Here is an 18,500-nt window from a genome sequence, read left to right as displayed (position 1 = left end):
ACACCCGATCCCATTCCGAACTCGGAAGTTAAGCCGACCATCGCCGATGATACTGCAGGGGAGCCTGTGGGAAAGTAGGTCGCTGCCAAGATTTATTTCTGAAAGCCCGTTAGCTACACAGCTAATGGGCTTTCTTTGTTTTTATATTTACTTCATCAATGCTTTACATTGCCTCCCTATTCTTCTTTCAATGACCTCTTTCTCTTTACTAAGTGAAGTCTGCGCAATTTCTTTTGTAGGCTAGCCAAAACCGTTTGAAGCTTGGTTGTTTTGTCCATTAGAGAAACGCTACGAGAGCAGTGCGATACTATTTCTTAGATGTAGTAGGACAAATAAGAAACTGAGAGTTAGCGCGTAAAAAAGAGCCCTATCAGCTGTGATAGGGCTCTTTATTGTAAGATGTTCGTGGTGGGAACTTATTCAATCACGAACCATCTCATAACAGAATATGGCTAAGATATTCTGGAGGTGCATATTTAATCAGTTGGCAAGGTTGAAAGCCATTGTGCGAACTGGGCGAGCAGGTCTTGGCTAAGGTCTTTGCACTGAAAGTTTTGGTTGTTTACAGCTATTACTGGCGTTTTATCTTGCAAACCACGTCGAGAAATCTCTAAGTAGCAAGTAACCTCTTGTATTTGTGCTTCTACATTAGCCTGTTTTAACAGTGTACGTAGGTGCTGAGATGCTTGCTGTGCTTTGGAGGTATTCTGATCCAGAATAGTTATCTGGAGTGTTTTCATTGCTATTCTGCCGTACTGTGAAGAAAGCGCTCTGCTTCAAGGGCAGCGATGGTGCCGTCAGACATTGCAGTTGTAATTTGGCGATATTTTTTCTGACGGACATCTCCTGCTGCATAAACTCCTGTCAGGGAAGTTTGCATTAGTTCGTCTGTCTCAATATATCCGTCACTGTCCAGCGCCAGCTGATCAGCAAATATTTCTGTTCCAGGCTCCTGCCCCATAAATACGAAAATACCGTCGCATTCGTGTTCACGGGTTTCTCCAGTAGCTACATTCCGTAACGTTACCGAGTGAAGTTTTTCAGAGTACGAAACTTCAATGACTTCCGTTGAATGTTCGATGGTTGCATTATCTTTTGAGGCGAGCAGATCTTGCGCGGTATGAGCTGCAAAGAATTTATCCATTTTTTCAATGAGGAGGAGTTCTTTAATACCTTGGTCAAGAAGAGCTACAGCCTCGTCAAAGCCGCTGTTTCCTCCACCGACAACAAGAACTTTTTTTCCTTTATAGGCCGCTCCGTCGCAAATTGCACAGAAGTGGACGTTGTCGCACTCTCCAGCCACCTCTAAAGGGACAGGTTTGCGCCCTGTAGCGACGATTACAGCTTTTGCTGTGTATTTGGCGTCATCTGCCTCAACTACTTTTATAGCTCCTGTGAGGTCGATAGAATCAATGCATGCAGCTTCTTCAATATCAACACCGAGTGCTTCCACTTGAGTATTGATTCGTTCCGCAAGCTCCATTCCTCCGATACTTGTGTAGGAAGGCATGTTTTCAACAACTTTGGTCCAGTTGACCAGTCCACCGCATGCATTTTCATCAAGAATAAGTACACGAAGGTTGGCGCGTGCAGCATAGATGGCAGAAGTCATACCAGCTACGCCGCCACCCAGAATAATGATGTCGTGAGTTGTACTCATTGTTAGTCCTACTTCGCAGCTTTACAGAGAAGCGTAGAATGCTTTTAGTTCACGAGGGTTCATAAGACCTGTATGGACTTTAATAACTTCACCATTACGAATAAAAGCCAGTGTCGGGACACGTTCTATAGAGAGTTTTTTTAGCAGTTCCGGGTGTGCCTCACTGTCAACGCTGTACAGTTCAACAGAAGGGTGCTTTGCAGAAAATTTTTCCAGAACTTTTTCCATGTTTTTGCAATGCGGGCACAGCTCTTTATGAAAAAAAACGATTGCATCTGAAATGGAAGCAAAAAAGTTTTCAACGTGCTCTTTGGGAAGCTGGATGATTGTACTCATGATTACATCTCCCTATATATTTATTCGTAAACAAGGGCAGCTAGACCTTCGACATCTAGAATTTGTACCTTGTTTTTAGGCAACATCTTAATGAGTTTTGCCTTTTCGAGTTCTTTTAGTGACTTGTACAAGGTTGCTCGGTGAGCACCGAGGATACTTGCGATATCTTTCATACGTAACGACCCCAATGAAACCACCTCGTTTGCGTGAAGAGGCATGGAGTTGTAGCGCAGGAGGATAAATTTAATAATGCGTTGATCGAGTGAATCCAGCCCAAGTGAAGCAGACTGGTTACTGAGCACGCTAAGTTTTTCCGATAATGTACGGATGATGTCTTTCGCTATTTCCGGATACTCTGGAAGCATGTTCTCCACAGTTTGCCGTGAAAAGAAGTATACAGTGGCATCCTGATAGCATGTAAAGTAGCTTCTGATTGGTCTGTTGATAAAGAATGGTGCTTCGCTGAACAGTGAGTTTTGTTCAATGTGCATGATTATCTTTTCCGCACCGTCCCATGATGTGCGCTTCATGCGCACAATGCCAGATTGCAGGTAACAGAGTTCCTGAACCAGCTCTCCTGCATTGATGATCACTTCACCATGCTTGAATTCTTTTTTTCTTCCGAGGTGCAAAACCTGCTCCCAGGCGTTGCTATCAACGTGAACTCTCCAGAATTCGTCAACATCGTGTGTCAGCATGTTTCATCCTTCTCAATACAAGAGAGCCGATTCGGTTCTCGTTATCAGTACATTATGTTGTTCGGAGTTCACCAATGTAGAGCTTCAGCTTTTGAAGCATCTCTTTGGCTTTTTCCGGATTGTCATCAATAATATTGGTAAGCTGGAACGGGTCGGAGCGACGGTCATAAAGTTCATCAGATTGAGGTACTGAAACTTCCGCACCCGGCACACATGTCCACATCTCTTCTTTTACTTCCAGTTTAGCTGATTGTTCACCGGCGTTACCACCGGAGCCTGAACCGTCGTAAAAGATTTTATTCATGGAATCTGTATCGATTTCTCGTTGCAACCAATGGATGTAGCTATAATCATGAGATATTATAGACCATGACATACCGTAGTATCCTGCGATTGCAAAGTCTCGAATCTTATCAACTTCACCTCGCATTAGCGGGAGAAGGCTCATTCCCTGAAGGTCGTCTGCATCAAATGTGTTGATACCCTCATGGCCTGTCTCTTCTAACGCATGAGATTCTGTAAGACCTAATGCATCGAGAATCGTAGCGGTTATATCGACGTTTTGAACAAAGCTATCAATACGTTTCCCGCCTTCAAGTCCCGGAACATGGGCAAGAAGAGGAACGTGGACAAGCTCTTCGTACGGCCAAGGTCTACATTTACGCATAAGACCGTGACCATGCTCGTCGTTCCCCATTGGCTGACCATGATCTGATGTAACGACAATCATAGTTTTTTCCCAAAGTCCTTGCGCCTTGAGAGAGTCGAAGAGCTTTCCGAGCCATTTGTCAACCAGCGTTACTTTTTCTGCATACAGTGCCCGGATGTGTTCACACTCTTCTTCGGTCATTACGCCGTCAATTTCTGTCCAAGGGGCAATGAGAAGAGGGTTTCCTTTGTAGTCCGGATTGTACGGGCATGGGCGTTCTTCCCATACAGATGGTGGGTCCCATGGCTCATGTGGATCAAACGAATCCAACCAGAGGAAAAACGGACGGTTTGGATCACGTTTTTCTTTAATCCAGCTATCAGCTTCAGAGATAACAACAGAGGCGTAGTTATCAGCGTCTGACTGCCAGTTTTGGCGTTGACGCAGATAGCACTCTGTTTCACGAATCAGTGATTTGCTGGACTCATCATATTCACCATCAGCATTCTTTTTGAGCCATTCAGGGGAGAGAAAGTCTTCCCCCTTGAACTTGTCATCGAGGTGAATATTACTGAATGTTTCGTGATCCAGTTCGTGTCCGTTACAAAAGCGCACGTAGTCAAAACCGCGTGAATACCCATACTTCGGAAGGCGCATAGGGGGGGTATCATATACGAGTGCGGTTTGAACCTCGCGGCACCAAAGCATATCAGTAATGGTGGTGTCCTCTGTCGTAAGAGGACGCCACCCACTATATGGCAGTGTAAAACGTCCGGTCATCAATGCTCTGCGGACAGGGATGGTAGGTAGTCCTTCACTGTATGCATTTTCAAAGAGGAAGCCCTTTTCTGCAAATTTATCCAGATTAGGGGTTTTCACCTCTTTGTTCCCGTAGCAGCCTAGGTAGTTGAACTGCAGGGTGTCGAGCATGATGAATAAAACGTTTTTGATGTTTTTCCGAGGCATAGTAAATCCTTTACGATTATGCTGTGCTACTGTCTTTACTCAAGGTTAGAGGTTTAACCTGTTCGCCTTTCGTATTAAAAATCCCGAAACCGGTGGCAGCGCATGCCATGGAGATAAACGGAATTGTGTAATTGAAAAAAGCGTATGGCATGAAATCTACAGCGCTTACACCAAGCACACCAAGGATGTAAAACGCATGAACACTCCATGGAACAAGCGGGCAGCCAAGTGTGCCTGCATCTTCACAAGTTCTTGAAAGCACTTGCGGGGCAATATCTGCTTTTTCATATGAATCACTGAATGCACGTCCCGGAACAACAACAGCAAGAATCTGACTGCCAGTTCCAAGCAGGATGATATACGCAGCAGCCAGTGTAGCGCCTACAAGGCTGGTAGCTGACTTTGCACCGCGAAGCATAGCGTCGAGCAGTACTTCAAGAACACGAGCTTTTTCCAGAATTCCACCAAAAGCCATTCCGCTTGTGAGCAGAAGTATTGTGACCATGATGCTCATAAGACCACCACGGGAAAGAAGTTTGTTAAGTTCCGGAGAACCGGTAGTTGCTTTGTAGCCGCGAGTCATTTGGCCGGCGAGTTCTGCAATGGTAGCACCTTCAAACATAGCGATAGCCAATGCACTGACAAGGCAGACGATCATAACAGGCAATACAGGGAAACGTTTGTATGCAAGAATGATCATCAGTGCCGGAGGAATGAATGCAACAGGTGATAAATTAAAAGAGGCTTCCAGATTGCTGAGAATTGTGCTTATGTTCGCAACACTTCCGGAGTCTCCGGTGTGTGTGGAGCCAAGAAGCCAGTAGGCCACAAGCGTAATCAGCGCTGCCGGAACAGTTGTCCAGAGCATGGATGAAATATGTGTAAAAAGCGGAACACCGCACACAGTGGCGGTAATGTTTGTTGAATCTGATACCGGAGACATTTTATCACCGAAGTACGCGCCGGAAACAATTGCACCGACCGTCCATGCCGGATCAAACTGCATTGCCCCGCCTACTCCCATGAGTGCGACGCCGATTGTTCCCATAGTACCGAAGGAAGTTCCGGTTGCCAGCGATGCGACTGCACAAAGGATAAATGTAGAGACAAGAAAATGTTCGGGGGTGATAAATTTGAGTCCCCAGTAGATAATAGCAGGGATAGTACCTGACGCCATCCATGCCGGAATAATCATTCCTACGATCATAAGAATCGCAACAGCTAACTGAATCCGCCCTACAGCAGACAGCATGCCTTCTTGCAGCTCATCCCATGAATACCCGATGCGTAAGGACATGATGCCTGCGAGCACCACAGCGACCAGTAACGGAAGCACCGGAGGGCGTACTCCGATGATAACGGTTCCGTAGAGAATTACAGCAACAGGAAGGGAAAAAGTGAGAAGCGCCCACAACAGGGACGGCTTTCTTTTTTCTGAGCTCATAACAACTCCTTACAGCAAGGGAGTAGTGGTAATGCGCTTTACCAAATCAGGAATAATAAGAAGCGGTACTCCCAATCTCGCTCCATTCCTCCTCCTTTTTTCACAGCGAATATGTATCTGTTTCACCAACGAAACGTTCGTGAGGAACAACCCTGCTACAATCAAACACAAGAGTCTGTTGCAAACACAACACGTTGAATAAAAAAAGGAGAGCAGGTGCTCTCCTTGATTGATGACGAACGTCTATGTCTTTGCACACCCCAAGGATGTCAGGCTCCGTGCAGCTTTAAGGGTGCTGACGGTTGCGCGTAACATTGACAGAGAGAACAATTCTCTGTCGTGCAAGGGAGTTAGAAACAGCTTGTGTGCAAATTGTATATTAGATTATTTGGGTAACAGGAGCCAGACAGCACCTTTCGTGTTCATATGACCGGCAATCCACGTGGCATCTTCTCCATATCCGCTGAAGAAATCCAGATGGTGTTTTTTAATTGCTCCACCGGTATCTTGAGCAAGTCCTAACCCTTTAAGGTGGTCTCCATACCGGAATGCTCCTTTCTCATCCTTTTCCGGCATAGGCACATCAAAAAGGAACATGCTGCCTAATGGAATAAAAGATGGATCGGTTGCTAAGGATACACGCGGTGTCAACGGTTGTCCCATGGAGCCGTAAGGACCGCTGTCTGCAAGTCTGAAGAAAACGTAACTAGGATTAGTTGCAAGAAGTTTATATGTATCTTCCGGGTTTTCATCAAAGTACTTGCGGATAGCTTGCATGGAGATGCCGTCTTTAGGCAGTAATCCTTTATCTCTCATGACACGGCCTAACGATACGTAAGGTCGTCCATTTTTACCGGCATAAAGAATATGTTTTGTGGAACCGTCTTCCAGAATAAGACGTCCAGACCCTTGGATTTGTAAGAAGAAAATGTCCAAAGGATCTTTAGCCCATGCAATTTCGAGATTACGGGATTCAAGGGCGCCTTTCATGTCAATGGCTTTGCGGTCGAAGTATGGGACAGCTTTTCCGGAGTCAATCCGATACTGCGCACGTTGCCCTTTCCAGCGGGGGTGAATATCACCGAGGTTCAGTGTAAGTAAATCAGAAGGCTTGCCATACAGAGGGTATGCGTATCCCGGCTTTCTGGTTAAACTCGCGATCAGTGCCGGTTCATAATATCCAGTAAACAAAGGATCAGCATCAATTCTGTAGAACGTGAAGTGCTGTGCCAGTAGTTCTGGATTTTTGTCTAATTTGGGCAAGAGCATTTGCAGTCGCTCGATAGACGTGGCAAGAGTTTTCCATGAAACTTTCAATCCGTACTTGTTGAGAGCAAGTTTGGATTGAGGTTTTTTGGAAACGTAATACGCAGATCGCTCCAAGGCTGGTGCAAAATCCATCCATGACTGCATTCCTTGTTTGCCAATTGTGAGCGTTTGACTCACAGTACAGGCTTCAGCATCAGTCAGCTTGATAAAGCGCGAGCCTTCAGGCTGTTCCTTTACAGGATCAACCGGTTCTGTTTTTTCGATTGGTGGGGGAGACTGGCTGCACCCTGCAAAGAATAGAGTACTGATAATAAGTAGTGCAGATAGAGTTCGGGTAATATTTCTGACAGTCAATTTCTTCCTCCAGTACAGTATTGGTTAACTTCTGTAGCATGGAACATTTTGAGTTCAAAGCACGAACCGCAAGTACCTTTTTAGCGGAAAAGAGCTTTTACAGCTGTGATTATTGGCAGTAACTGCCGTAATATTGGTTGGTTATACCCTTGTGCGTGTAGCTGGCTGTATATGGTATAACGGATAAGGATTCATTTTGGTTTCAGAGACAAGACAAGAGCGAATTATTCGCAAAGAAACGTTTACTGCGCTGTTTAACGGTTCGGAAGCATTACCGGAACTGCTTTTTGAAACCCCCGAAGAGGCCGCGGGCAGCATTGCTGCGATGATGCGGGGATTTTGGAAATTTGTTGATGATTCTGTAGAGCGAGAAACTCCGCAGCATACACAGACGTGCGCCAAGGGGTGCAGTTTTTGTTGTTCCCAGCCGATTTTTATGGATATTTTTGAAGCGGTTGCCTGTCTGCACTGTATGGAAGGTGAAGCAATAGAGACAGCATTCTCGCAAAGTTTTCCTGCATGGCAGAAAAACTTTGCGCCTCAACAGCCAGTACTTTGGAAGGCGTTGCAGGAAGATAAGTGGGACGAGCTGGGAGCGTTGACAAAAAAACTTACAGCAACCTGCCCGTTTTTGTTGAATGATGAATGTACGTGCTATGAGGCGCGTCCGATGGTCTGCCGTACATGGATTTCTAAAAAAATGCGTTTATGGTGCAGAATGAATCCTTCAAGCCTAAAATATGTGTTGAAGTGTCAGGATGCGGTGCATGATGCCTATAATCGGGTATTGCTGCATATTGCGACTTCGTTTGAAATACCGCTTGCTGCAGGAGGATGGACAACGTTGCCTCTGGCGTACAATTCAGTAGAAGGAAATGCTGCTGAATTATTGAAGCATGCTATCGCGAAACATCTAACGTACAGCAGGTAATCAGATGGACAGCAGGACACGGATCTACCTTATCGGTTCCCGCGGATGTGGAAAAACATCTGTAGGGGTAGGGCTTGCAGAACGGTTAGGTGGGGGATTTATTGATACTGATGCACTGCTTTGCGAGATGCAGGGTAAGAGTGTTGCCGAGATAGTTGAAGCGGATGGTTGGGATACGTTTAGAGATTTTGAATCTGAAGCGTTGCTTGCAGCAACCAGTCAGTCAGTACAAGTGATTGCAACTGGAGGCGGTATGGTGCTTCGGGAGCAAAATCGATTGGCTATGCGTGAAAACGGGATTGTGGTATTTATCAATGTACCTCCGGCCGAACTTGCACGACGGTTGAGTGCAGATCCTTTGGAGGCACAACGCCCTTCTTTGACCGGAAAATCGTTAGTGGATGAAATAGCGGAAGTCCTTGATGCTCGTATGCATTTGTATTTGGAATCTGCTCATATCACTATTGATGGAACACAGAAGGTGAAAGAAATTATTGATAACATCATTGAACTACTTGAAACTAAACCAGTTTCATAGTTAGATAATCCATAATCAATAAAAATACCTTCCTAACACGATGCGAGGAGAGCAATATGAAGATCGAAAAGGTTCTAGTTCCGGTAGATGGCTCAGAATTTTCCCGAAAAGCTGTTGAATATGCTGCAGATTTCGCACCAATGGTCGGCGCATCTGTTGTGTTGCTCACTTGTCGTCTGGAAGTTACTTCACTGCTGAGTAAGGATTTGTACGAAAAAGCTATTCATGACCTTGATGCCCATGCAGAAGAACTGCTTGGACCATATAAAGAGATATTAGCTAAAGCACATGTGCCGGTTACGGATATGGTTTTAGGTGGAACTCCTGAAGATACCATTCTGCAAGTAGCAAAAGGCGAAGAGTGTGACATGATCATTATGGGCTCACGTGGGTATTCTGATATTAAAGGCTTGTTCCTTGGCAGTACAACGCATAGAGTGTTGCAGCTTGCAGAGTGTCCTGTAACAGTGATTCGTTAAGAAATAATTTTTCTGTAGATAAAGGGGGAATTTTTCATAATGAAAGATTCCCCTTTCTTTTGTTTAAACGGCAACCAGTAACGATTGATTTTGGCAAATCCCGCACGTTGTATACAGCTTCTCGAGCAGCACTCGTTTGTTTTGTATGCATGGTTTTGGCATGATCTCACGTTGAAAGAAGTAGAAAGGAGCCTGATATGAGCGGTAATACGTTCGGCACACTGTTTCGCTTGAGCACATTCGGCGAATCTCACGGTGCGGCTTTGGGCGGCACAATTGAAGGTTGCCCATCCGGTATTGCATTAACAGAGACAGATATTCAGCGTGAACTGGATCTTCGTAAACCCGGTCAGGGTGGTATTGCTGCAACAGCACGTAAAGAAGCAGATGCTGTTCGTATTCTTTCCGGTGTGTTTGAAGGAAAGACCACTGGTACACCAATCGGGTTTATTATTGAGAATACGGATCAGCGTTCACGAGATTATGGAGATATCATAGAGAAATGGCGCCCCGGCCATGCTGATTTTGGATTTGATCAAAAGTATGGTTTTCGTGATTACCGTGGCGGTGGACGATCATCAGGTCGTGAAACCGTGAGCAGAGTGGCAGGTGGTGCTGTCGCAATGCAGCTGCTGGCAACACAGGGGATCAGTTTGAACGCGTACACTGTTGAAATTGGGGGTATTCCGGCCGGTAAAATTGATACAGCCGGTGCGCAGCAGCGTCCATATTTTGCGGCGAACGATGCGATCGTTGATGTCTGGAATGAGCGGGTGAAAGCTGTTAAGAAAGACGGTGATACACTTGGCGGTATTGTTCAGATTGAGGCAGTCGGAGTTCCGGCAGGACTAGGGGAACCAGTTTTTGATAAGCTGGATGCTCTTCTTGCTCATGCTCTTATGAGTGTTGGTGCAGTAAAAGGGGTAGAAATAGGGCAGGGGTTTGAAGCTGCACGAATGTTAGGCAGTGAAAACAACGACGGTATGGATGCCGGCGGATTCACTTCAAACAATGGCGGCGGTATTCTCGGCGGTATTTCTAATGGAATGCCTGTTATTGCCAGAGCGGCGATTAAGCCTATTCCTTCCATTGCTAAAGAGCAGCATACCATTACCCGTAATGGTGAACCCTGCACCATGCAGATAAAAGGGCGTCACGACATTTGCGCGATACCTCGCGTTGTTCCAGTGTTAAAGTCGATGGCTGCTTTAGTGCTTGCCGATTTGTTGCTTCAGCAGAGCAAACAGTTCTTTTCGCCCGTTTCAGGCGTTGTAGAAGCGCAAGGGTTTGACGAATAATTTAACTGTCAGTACATGAGCTACATGCAACCTACCTTACCTATCAATAATAATGACCAGAATGCCGCCAGCTTGGATGGCACGCTGGAACGTATTGTCTTCTACAATGAAGAGAATGGCTATTCTGTGCTCCGGTTTAAAACCACAGCGGGTGATAACTATACTGTTGTGGGGAATATGGCTGACCCGCAGGTTGGAAGTTCATTAAAGCTTACCGGCGAGTGGGTGGAGAATGCAAAATTCGGTCGCCAGTTTAAAATGTTGACCTATGAAACCAGCCTTCCGGCAGGTGTTGTGGGAATCCGTCATTATCTTGCTTCCGGTCTTATTAAAGGCGTGGGGCCGAAGACGGCTGAACGTATTGTAGATGCATTCGGAGAGGATACCTTTGCGATTCTGGATAATGAGCCGGAACGACTTTCAGCAGTGAAAGGAATCGGTAAACGGACAGCGAAAGGAATTCAAGAAGCGTGGTCAGAGCATCGCGGTATTCGTGATCTTATTATGTTTCTTCAGCCGCATGGTGTTTCAACAGCATACGCAGTCCGTATCTATAAGTTTTATGGGAAGCATGCGCTCAGTGTTGTGCAGGAAAACCCATACCGGCTTGCAATGGACATTAACGGAATCGGCTTTGTTACAGCCGATACCATTGCCCAGAAGATTGGATTTGAGGTTGATTCTCCTCTCCGTGCTGAGGCTGGAACACTCTACATGCTGACAAAAACTTCGGATGAAGGGCATGTATATTATCCTCTTGAAACCTTGGTAACGAAGACTTCAGATACCTTGAATATTCGTGAAGATCTTGTTGAGGATGCGGTTGATACGCTGGAGCGCGAAGAACGTGTTGTTGTAGAGGAGCTTTCCAACGGTCAGGTTGCTGTTTATCGCAGTCGTTTCCATGCATATGAGTCAGGCATTTCTACCTATATTAAAAAGATTCTCGGGTCTCCGAAAACTGTTCAGATAAAGGCTCCTAATGAGGTTGTGGAAGAGGTGGTAGAAAGCCTTGGAATCAGTCTTGCTGAAGAACAGTTGGAAGCAGTGCATACTGCTGTACGTACTAAGATGATGGTACTTACGGGTGGTCCCGGTACAGGTAAAACGACCATTACGAAAGCGATTGTTCAGGCCTACAAAAAGTTGAAGGCCAAAATTTTGTTGTGTGCGCCGACAGGGCGTGCTGCAAAGCGTATGTTTGAAACTATCGGGGTGGAAGCAAAAACAATCCATCGTTTGTTGGAATATTCACCGCGTGAAGATGGTTTTCAACGTAACGAGAACAATCCACTGGCTTGTAGCCTGATTGTTATTGATGAAGCTTCTATGATGGATACCATGCTTATGTTCCATCTGTTGAAAGCCATACCGCTTGGTGCAACCGTTATTTTTGTCGGTGATGTTCATCAGTTGCCGTCTGTCGGGCCGGGAAACGTGTTGAAGGATGTTATTTCTTCAGGCGTTGTTGATGTTGTAGAGTTGCATGAAGTTTTTCGTCAGGCGCAGGAGTCGGACATTATTACCAACGCGCATAAAATTAACGCGGGTGAAGTGCCGTTTCTTGAATCGTCCAAAGAGCGACTTTCAGACTTTTATTTTATTCGACAGGATGATCCGGAACGCTGCGCAGCTATGATTGTAGATTTGGTTAAAAACCATATTCCGCGTCGTTTCCGTTTTGACCCGATAGATCAGATTCAGGTGCTTACCCCTATGCATAAAGGGTCAGCAGGCTCCGGTAATTTAAACCATATGTTGCAGGATGCCTTGAACCCTCAGCCGTTATGTTTGAAACGTGGTGATCGAGAGTTTCGTCTGGATGACAAGGTCATGCAGATTCGAAATAACTACGATAAGGATGTTTTTAACGGAGATATTGGTCGCATCTGTGTTGTAAACACCGAAGATAAGAAGTTGACTGTCCGTTTTGATGACGAGAAGAACGTTATCTACGATTTTAATGAGCTTGATGAACTTGTTTCTGCTTATGCAATTTCGATTCATAAATCACAGGGATCGGAATATCAGGCTGTAGTTATTCCTGTTCTAACTCAGCATTATGTATTGCTTCAGCGAAATCTTATTTACACGGGTGTTACCCGTGGTAAGAAACTGGTTATTCTTGTTGGTGCATCAAAAGCGCTGACAATGGCTATTAAAAATAACAAAATGCAGAAGCGTTTCACTTATCTATCTCAACGGTTAAGCGAGTTTTTACAGTAAGTTATTCATGGGACTTTTGTGTCACATCTTTGCTGTTGCCCACCTGTTCAGGTAGAGGCAGTATAGAGAAAATATAAGTCTCCCCGACTGATAAAAGAGTCGGGGAGACTTTTTTATAACGAAATTTGAAATCTTTACAGCGCGTTAAAATCCTTTGTATGGTACGGCAGACGAATATTGTAGAAAAGTACAGTACGAGATGAGTGTTTACTGGTGGGATACCAAAAGACGCAGGAGTAAAGTGTGACTGTTTCGACCAATGTGCTGACAATGGAAGATGACCCTGTAGTCAGGGAAACAATCGCGGCATATCTGACCGACCTTGGATATACCGTAACGCAGGCCGAAAGTGGCTTGCAGGGGCTTGCGTTGGTTCAAGAGAAGAATATTGACGCAGTGTTGCTTGATTGGCGTCTTCCTGACATCTCCGGCGGAGAAGTACTTTCAAAATTGGGTAGTGTGAACCCTACACTTCCAGTGATTGTGGTATCCGGTACTGATGAGCTTGGTGAAGTAATTGAAGCGTTGAAGCGTGGTGCATGGGATTATTTGCGCAAGCCGCTTCAGAATATGGATATATTAGTAAATGCCATTGAACGCTCGTTAACGCGGGCTCAGCTCCTTAAAGAAGCAGCTCTTGAAGGCGAGCATTTAAAAGAGTTGGTGCGCAGCCGGACAGAAGAGCTGGAAAGAGCAAATGCTCTGCTGCGGAGGGAAGCAAAAGAGCGTAAGGAATACGCAGCAGCTCTTACTGAGAGTGAGGCGCGTTTCAGGCAATTGGTGGAGACCGTACGCGAAGCATTTTTTGTGCACAACGCGCAGACGCAGGAATTTACCTATGTGAGTCCGGCCGCAACCGAGATGTTTGGACTGACTCCGGATCAGCTTGCTTTGAATTCCAGATTATTACTCGATTTACTTCACCCCGATGACAGGGAAGAGGCAACAACTAAGATTCAAAGCATTTATGATAAGCAGGAGCCGGATAGTGTTGAATATCGTTTCGTAGTGGGAGAAAAAACAAAGTGGATCGGATTCCGCATTTTCCCAGTTAGAAATCTGGACGGAGACGTTTACCGCCTTGTAGGTGTTGCGGAAGATATTACAGAACGAAGACATGCGCATGATGCTCTGTGTGCATCCTTACGAGAGAAAGACACGCTTTTTAAAGAGGTTCATCATCGCGTAAAGAACAACCTCCAACTTGTTTCCAGCCTGCTCAGCCTTCAAGCTCAGCGTATTTCTAATATTGAAGACCGTGAACGTTTTCTTGATTCACAGCGTCGAATCCAGTCTATGACATTGGTACATGAAGAGTTGTATCGCACAGATGATTTATCCTGTATCGATTTCAGCTACTATGTCGAACAGCTTGCGCGAAGAATTGAACAAGCCTTTTCAGCAGTTGTTCCTGTGGAGCTGGTTGTCGATTTAGAGCGCATTCATCTCTCTGTCGATACTGCCGTGCCGTGCGGACTTATTTTGAATGAGTTGATTTCCAATGTGTACAAGCATGCGTTTATCGGTAGAGAACGGGGAAGGCTGTATCTTTCTTCTTTCCTTCGTGATGGCTCTATTGTTCTCAAAGTCGTTGACGATGGTGTAGGGTTCCCTTCAAACTTTGACATGAACGAGTCAAATTCGTTGGGGATGCAGGTTGTTCATGCTCTTGTAGAGCAATTATCTGCGGAACTCATTATCACTACGGATAACGGGACGGAGTTTGAACTTATTTTTTCTGACTCAAGCCTGTGTTTGCTGCCGTAGCCTGAGTCATCTGGCGAAGAATATTTTTGAGAAGGAGTGTGTCTGTTGGCAGATGCACTCCTTTTTTGCATTCATTTTCTGTGAATCGCCGTACAGTGCGTTGTTCCGGTAGGGAGTTATGATAGAGAATAAACGGTACAGCTCCGTGCGCATGAGATTTTGTTGATGCAGGGGTTAAATGGTCGCATGTAACAGTGAGGTAGGCATCAGGCATGGCGCTGAGAAGCGGAGTTAACAGCTCTGCATCTATTCGTTCGATTGCTTCTTTTTTTCCTTGAGCGTCTCCAGCGTGACCGAAGTGATCGGGAGACTCAACATGAATGAACGCAATCGTATTCTGAGGTGATTGTAAAAAATCAATAGCAGCAGCAGCTTTTTGAGAGAGGTTTGTGTCAGGCAGTCCTGTAAATTCTGGGTGTGTGGGGATATACATCCCTGCCATATGTCCTAGACCGTGCAGAAGTGGGACTCCGGAAATAATGCATGCATCGCTGCCATATGTGTCGCGAAAGTTTGGCAGAGAGTAGGCATTTCCCTCCCCCCACAGCCATACGGTGTTTGCTTTCTGAGTATGGTCGGCAAGAATTTGTGATGCGTGTTCCATAAGTACTTGCAACTCAGGCGGGTACAAGCTGTGTGCCTCGGATATCAGAGTGTCTTGCAGCATGTGCGGGCCGCACGTCATGAAAGGACGTGTGCTGTTCTGCCTGAAAGCAGTTAGGAGTTCTTGTCCATTGCGATGGATAAGGAGGTGACGGTATGTGCTGTTAGCAACAAAGGTGAACGGTGTGTCCTGCAAGGAGTTATTCAGCGTTGCAATAAGCTGTTCGCCTTCCTGCTTTGTCAGTGAAGAAGCACAGGGCAGGGTGATGGTGTCATTTTCAGCTTGGCTGAATGTGACGCGCCAAACTGTATCCATAGGAGATACGGAAACTCCCAGAGCGGCAGCTTCAATGGGGGCACGACCATTATGGTATTGAGCAGGAGAGTAGCCGAGAAGAGACATATTTCCGACGTCTGAATCCGGACTGAATCCTTTAGGGATAGTATAGCAAAGACCCGCCACACTGTGGCGGGTCATAGCATCAAGAGCAGGTGTCTCTGCGCATTCCAAAGGCGTGCCTTCGGGGCACAGGGACGGAATATCTGCTGCGCCGTCGGCGATGCAGACTATGAGTTTTTTCATTAGAGAATCCGGTAGAACACAGGCTCTTCGAGAACAAGGCCTTTCTCTTTCATGCCTTCAACTGCTTTATGTACAGCTTCTGCACGTGCTTCATGGGTAAGGAAAACAACAGAAGCTGTTGTTTCTGTACCGTCTTTCTGGATTGCCTGAGCAATGGAGATATCCTGCTCGGCAAGTGTTCCAGCAAGGTCACGCAGCACACCCGGTACATCCTGAACCATTACTCGGAAGTAGTACTGTGAGGTTGCATCTTCAGGGGCAAGAATATCAGCATGCGGCAGAACCTGCTTTACGTATCCGGTATTGTTCGGTGTAGCGCTGCGGGCAATGGTGAGGATGTCACCGATAACAGCGCTGGCGGTTGCAAGGTCGCCTGCACCCTGTCCATGCATGAAGATAGGGCCGCATGCGTTGCCTTCAAGGCGAACAGCGTTGTACGCTCCGCCCACACGGGCAATCAGCAGAGTGTGGTGTACCAGTGTCGGGAACACGCCGGCTTCAATTTTTCCGTCAACATTGCGAACCTGTCCGAGAAGTTTGACTCTGTAGCCGAACTCACGGGCAAATTCGATATCTTTCGGATGAATTTTAGAAACACCTACAACAGGAAGCTTGGTAAACGGGTATTCAACACCGAATGCAAGACGTGTAAGTAAGCAAAGTTTGTGCGCCGCATCAAAGCCTTCAATATCAAGAGTCGGGTCTGCTTCTGCAAAACCAAGCTCCTGAGCAGCTTTCAGTGCTGTATCAAAATCAAGTTTCTTGGTGGTCATTTCGGACAGAATGTAGTTTGCTGTGCCGTTTAAGATACCCACAAGGCTTTTAACCTGATTACCGGCAAGGTTCTGCTTTAAACTATCAAGGATAGGAATAGCGCCGCAGACGCTTGCTTCGTAGGTAAGATGTACATTGTGCTCTTCTGCAAGAGCAAACAGATCGTGACCGTCTTCAGCAAGAAGTGCTTTGTTTGCGGTAACAATATGTTTGCCGGCTTTAATAGCAGACATGATAAGCTTTTTAGCTGTGCCGATACCGCCGATAAGCTCAACCAGTACATCAACATCAGGATCGTTGATGAGAACCTGCGGGTCATCTGTAAGAACAGTGCCTTCAGGGAGGTCAGCAGCGCGGGGCTTAGACAGGTCGCGTACAAGAACAGATTTTACAACAATTTCTCTGCCGGTACGTGCAACAATAGCATCACGATTTTCTTTAATAACTTTCAGAAGACCACTGCCAACAGTACCGAAACCGGCAATGGCTAAAACGAGGGGGTTATTCCTTGGCACAAATACATCCTTCTTTCTGGAAAAACTTTTTTATTCCACGACATGCCTGATTAATGCGATGCTCATTTTCAATAAGTGAGAAGCGAACATAATCGTCTCCGAAGTGTCCAAAACCGAGTCCCGGTGAAACCGCAACTTTCGCTTCGAGCAGCAGCTTTTTCGCAAACTCCACTGATCCCATTTTTTTGAATGGTTCAGGGATTTCTGCCCATACAAACATGGTAGCCTTTGGTGAAGGAACATCCCATCCTGCACGCTCAAGGCCGGAGATTAATACGTCACGGCGCTTTTGGTATACTTCGACTATTTCATGCACGCAATCTTCAGGGCCGTTCAATGCAACCGTCGCAGCAATTTGAATTGGTTGGAATATACCGTAATCAAGGTACGACTTGATTCTGGTAAGGGCGTGAACCAGTTGTTTGTTGCCTGCGCAAAAACCGACTCTCCAACCTGCCATAGAATAGCTTTTTGACATGGAGTAAAATTCTACCCCCACGTCCTTAGCTCCTTCTGCCTGAAGGAAGCTTGGAGGAACGTATCCGTCAAATGTAAGGTCTGCGTATGCCATGTCATGAATAACATACACCTTATGTTTCTTAGCCCAGTCTACGACTTTTTGAAAAAATTCAGGTGTTGCCAGCTCAGTTGTCGGATTGTGCGGATAACTGAGCATGAGCACTTTAGGCTGCGGCCACGTCTGTCTTGTGGCGGCTGTCAGATCCTCAAAAAAATCTCGTCCCTTACCAATTGGTATCCTACGGACATCCGCACCTGCAATAATAGCGGCGTATGTGTGGATAGGGTAGGTAGGGTCCGGAGCGAAAACTACATCACCCGGTGAGAGCATGGCAAGTGCGAGATGCGCAAGGCCTTCCTTGGCTCCCATGGTTGCTACTGCCTCTGTGTCCGGGTCGAGGTAGACGTCATATCTTCTTTGATACCAGTCGCAAATAGCTTTACGCAAGTTCGGAATGCCCTTTGAGGCGGAGTAACGATGGTTAACACCTTTTTGCGCGGCTTCTGTGAGCTTATCGACGATGTGATCTGGAGTAGGAAGATCGGGGTTTCCCATCCCCATATCGATGACGTCGATGTTTTGATGTCGCAGTTCCATTTTTAAATCATTAACAACTGCAAATACATACGGTGGTAATCTGTCAATTCTTGGGAATTCATTCATAGCGCATATTTCCTCTAGGCGTTTTCATTTTGCTCTAGAGTACATATGAGGGCTGCGCCTGTAAAGTCAGTGAGGGCGGTGGTTTTAGGGGAAGTGATGGTTTTTTGTGAAAATATAATCAAAAAAACAAGTATAAAGTGAATAAAAAATCAAAATTTTTTTAAATAAAAAAGAGAAAATAAAAAAGGACCGATAGCAGCCCCGATGATGCTACCGGTCCAGGGAAT

At 45.9% G+C, this 18,500-nt stretch carries 16 protein-coding genes and 1 rRNA gene; 7 read left to right on the top strand and 10 right to left on the bottom strand.

Annotated elements, in window-relative coordinates; all coding sequences use genetic code 11:
• Nucleotides 1–91, top strand: a 5S ribosomal RNA gene (rrf, locus tag QZY95_RS02590); the annotation flags it as partial.
• 385 nt (nt 92–476) lie between these two features.
• Here rrf and QZY95_RS02585 read toward each other — a convergent pair.
• The 7 genes from QZY95_RS02585 to QZY95_RS02555 form a co-directional block, all read right to left on the bottom strand.
• On the bottom strand, nt 477–740 hold the full coding sequence (locus QZY95_RS02585) for a hypothetical protein (RefSeq protein WP_290919000.1): 264 nt from the start codon (nt 738–740) through the stop codon (nt 477–479).
• 2 nt (nt 741–742) lie between these two features.
• Nucleotides 743–1,660 carry an FAD-dependent oxidoreductase gene (locus QZY95_RS02580; RefSeq protein WP_290918998.1) on the bottom strand — a complete coding sequence of 306 codons (918 nt, stop codon included), beginning with the start codon at nt 1,658–1,660 and terminating at the stop codon, nt 743–745.
• A gap of 21 nt (nt 1,661–1,681) precedes the next feature.
• On the bottom strand, nt 1,682–1,996 hold the full coding sequence (locus QZY95_RS02575; protein WP_290918996.1) for a thioredoxin family protein: 315 nt from the start codon (nt 1,994–1,996) through the stop codon (nt 1,682–1,684).
• 20 nt (nt 1,997–2,016) lie between these two features.
• Nucleotides 2,017–2,694, bottom strand: a complete 678-nt coding sequence (locus QZY95_RS02570) for a Crp/Fnr family transcriptional regulator (protein WP_290918994.1) — start codon at nt 2,692–2,694, stop codon at nt 2,017–2,019.
• 52 nt (nt 2,695–2,746) lie between these two features.
• A complete protein-coding gene (locus QZY95_RS02565; RefSeq protein WP_290918992.1) occupies nt 2,747–4,309 on the bottom strand; it encodes a sulfatase in 1,563 nt (520 codons plus the stop codon).
• 16 nt (nt 4,310–4,325) lie between these two features.
• Entirely contained in the window at nt 4,326–5,753 is a 1,428-nt protein-coding gene (nhaC, locus tag QZY95_RS02560; RefSeq protein ID WP_290918990.1) for a Na+/H+ antiporter NhaC, read from the bottom strand.
• A 384-nt stretch (nt 5,754–6,137) separates the two neighbouring features.
• Nucleotides 6,138–7,376, bottom strand: coding sequence for an MltA domain-containing protein (locus QZY95_RS02555; protein ID WP_290918988.1), 1,239 nt, complete (start codon nt 7,374–7,376; stop codon nt 6,138–6,140).
• A gap of 196 nt (nt 7,377–7,572) precedes the next feature.
• Between QZY95_RS02555 and QZY95_RS02550 the strand changes: the two genes are divergently transcribed.
• From QZY95_RS02550 to QZY95_RS02525, 6 genes are all read left to right on the top strand, one after another.
• Nucleotides 7,573–8,307, top strand: coding sequence for a hypothetical protein (locus QZY95_RS02550; RefSeq protein ID WP_290918986.1), 735 nt, complete (start codon nt 7,573–7,575; stop codon nt 8,305–8,307).
• A gap of 4 nt (nt 8,308–8,311) precedes the next feature.
• Nucleotides 8,312–8,845: a shikimate kinase AroL gene (gene aroL / locus QZY95_RS02545; protein ID WP_290918983.1), complete on the top strand. Its 534-nt coding sequence runs from the start codon at nt 8,312–8,314 to the stop codon at nt 8,843–8,845.
• Between the two features lie 56 nt (nt 8,846–8,901).
• Nucleotides 8,902–9,324, top strand: a complete 423-nt coding sequence (locus QZY95_RS02540; protein ID WP_290918981.1) for a universal stress protein — start codon at nt 8,902–8,904, stop codon at nt 9,322–9,324.
• Nucleotides 9,325–9,521: 197 nt separating this feature from the next.
• Entirely contained in the window at nt 9,522–10,622 is a 1,101-nt protein-coding gene (gene aroC, locus QZY95_RS02535) for a chorismate synthase (protein ID WP_290918979.1), read from the top strand.
• Between the two features lie 24 nt (nt 10,623–10,646).
• Complete coding sequence (locus QZY95_RS02530) at nt 10,647–12,848, top strand: ATP-dependent RecD-like DNA helicase (protein WP_290918977.1); 2,202 nt, start codon at nt 10,647–10,649, stop codon at nt 12,846–12,848.
• A 243-nt stretch (nt 12,849–13,091) separates the two neighbouring features.
• Complete coding sequence (locus tag QZY95_RS02525; protein WP_290918975.1) at nt 13,092–14,615, top strand: response regulator; 1,524 nt, start codon at nt 13,092–13,094, stop codon at nt 14,613–14,615.
• Here the strand turns inward: QZY95_RS02525 and QZY95_RS02520 are convergent.
• Genes QZY95_RS02520 through QZY95_RS02510 form a run of 3 tightly spaced genes read right to left on the bottom strand, consistent with a single transcriptional unit; the run spans nt 14,578 to nt 18,273 of the window.
• Entirely contained in the window at nt 14,578–15,801 is a 1,224-nt protein-coding gene (locus tag QZY95_RS02520) for an alkaline phosphatase family protein (protein ID WP_290918973.1), read from the bottom strand. The genes QZY95_RS02525 and QZY95_RS02520 overlap by 38 nt on opposite strands.
• The gene (locus QZY95_RS02515; protein ID WP_290918971.1) at nt 15,801–17,090 is read right to left on the bottom strand and encodes a homoserine dehydrogenase; all 1,290 of its coding nucleotides are present in this window, start codon (nt 17,088–17,090) and stop codon (nt 15,801–15,803) included. Before QZY95_RS02515 ends, QZY95_RS02520 begins: the two co-directional genes overlap by 1 nt.
• A complete protein-coding gene (locus QZY95_RS02510) occupies nt 17,077–18,273 on the bottom strand; it encodes an aminotransferase class I/II-fold pyridoxal phosphate-dependent enzyme (RefSeq protein ID WP_290918969.1) in 1,197 nt (398 codons plus the stop codon). The genes QZY95_RS02515 and QZY95_RS02510 overlap by 14 nt, the downstream gene beginning before the upstream one ends.
• Nucleotides 18,274–18,500: the final 227 nt, after the last annotated feature.

Source organism: Halodesulfovibrio sp. (assembly GCF_015482765.1).
GTDB lineage: Bacteria > Desulfobacterota > Desulfovibrionia > Desulfovibrionales > Desulfovibrionaceae > Halodesulfovibrio.
The sequence above is the reverse complement of the archived record's forward strand: the minus strand, read 5'-3'. Positions and strand labels throughout refer to the sequence as shown.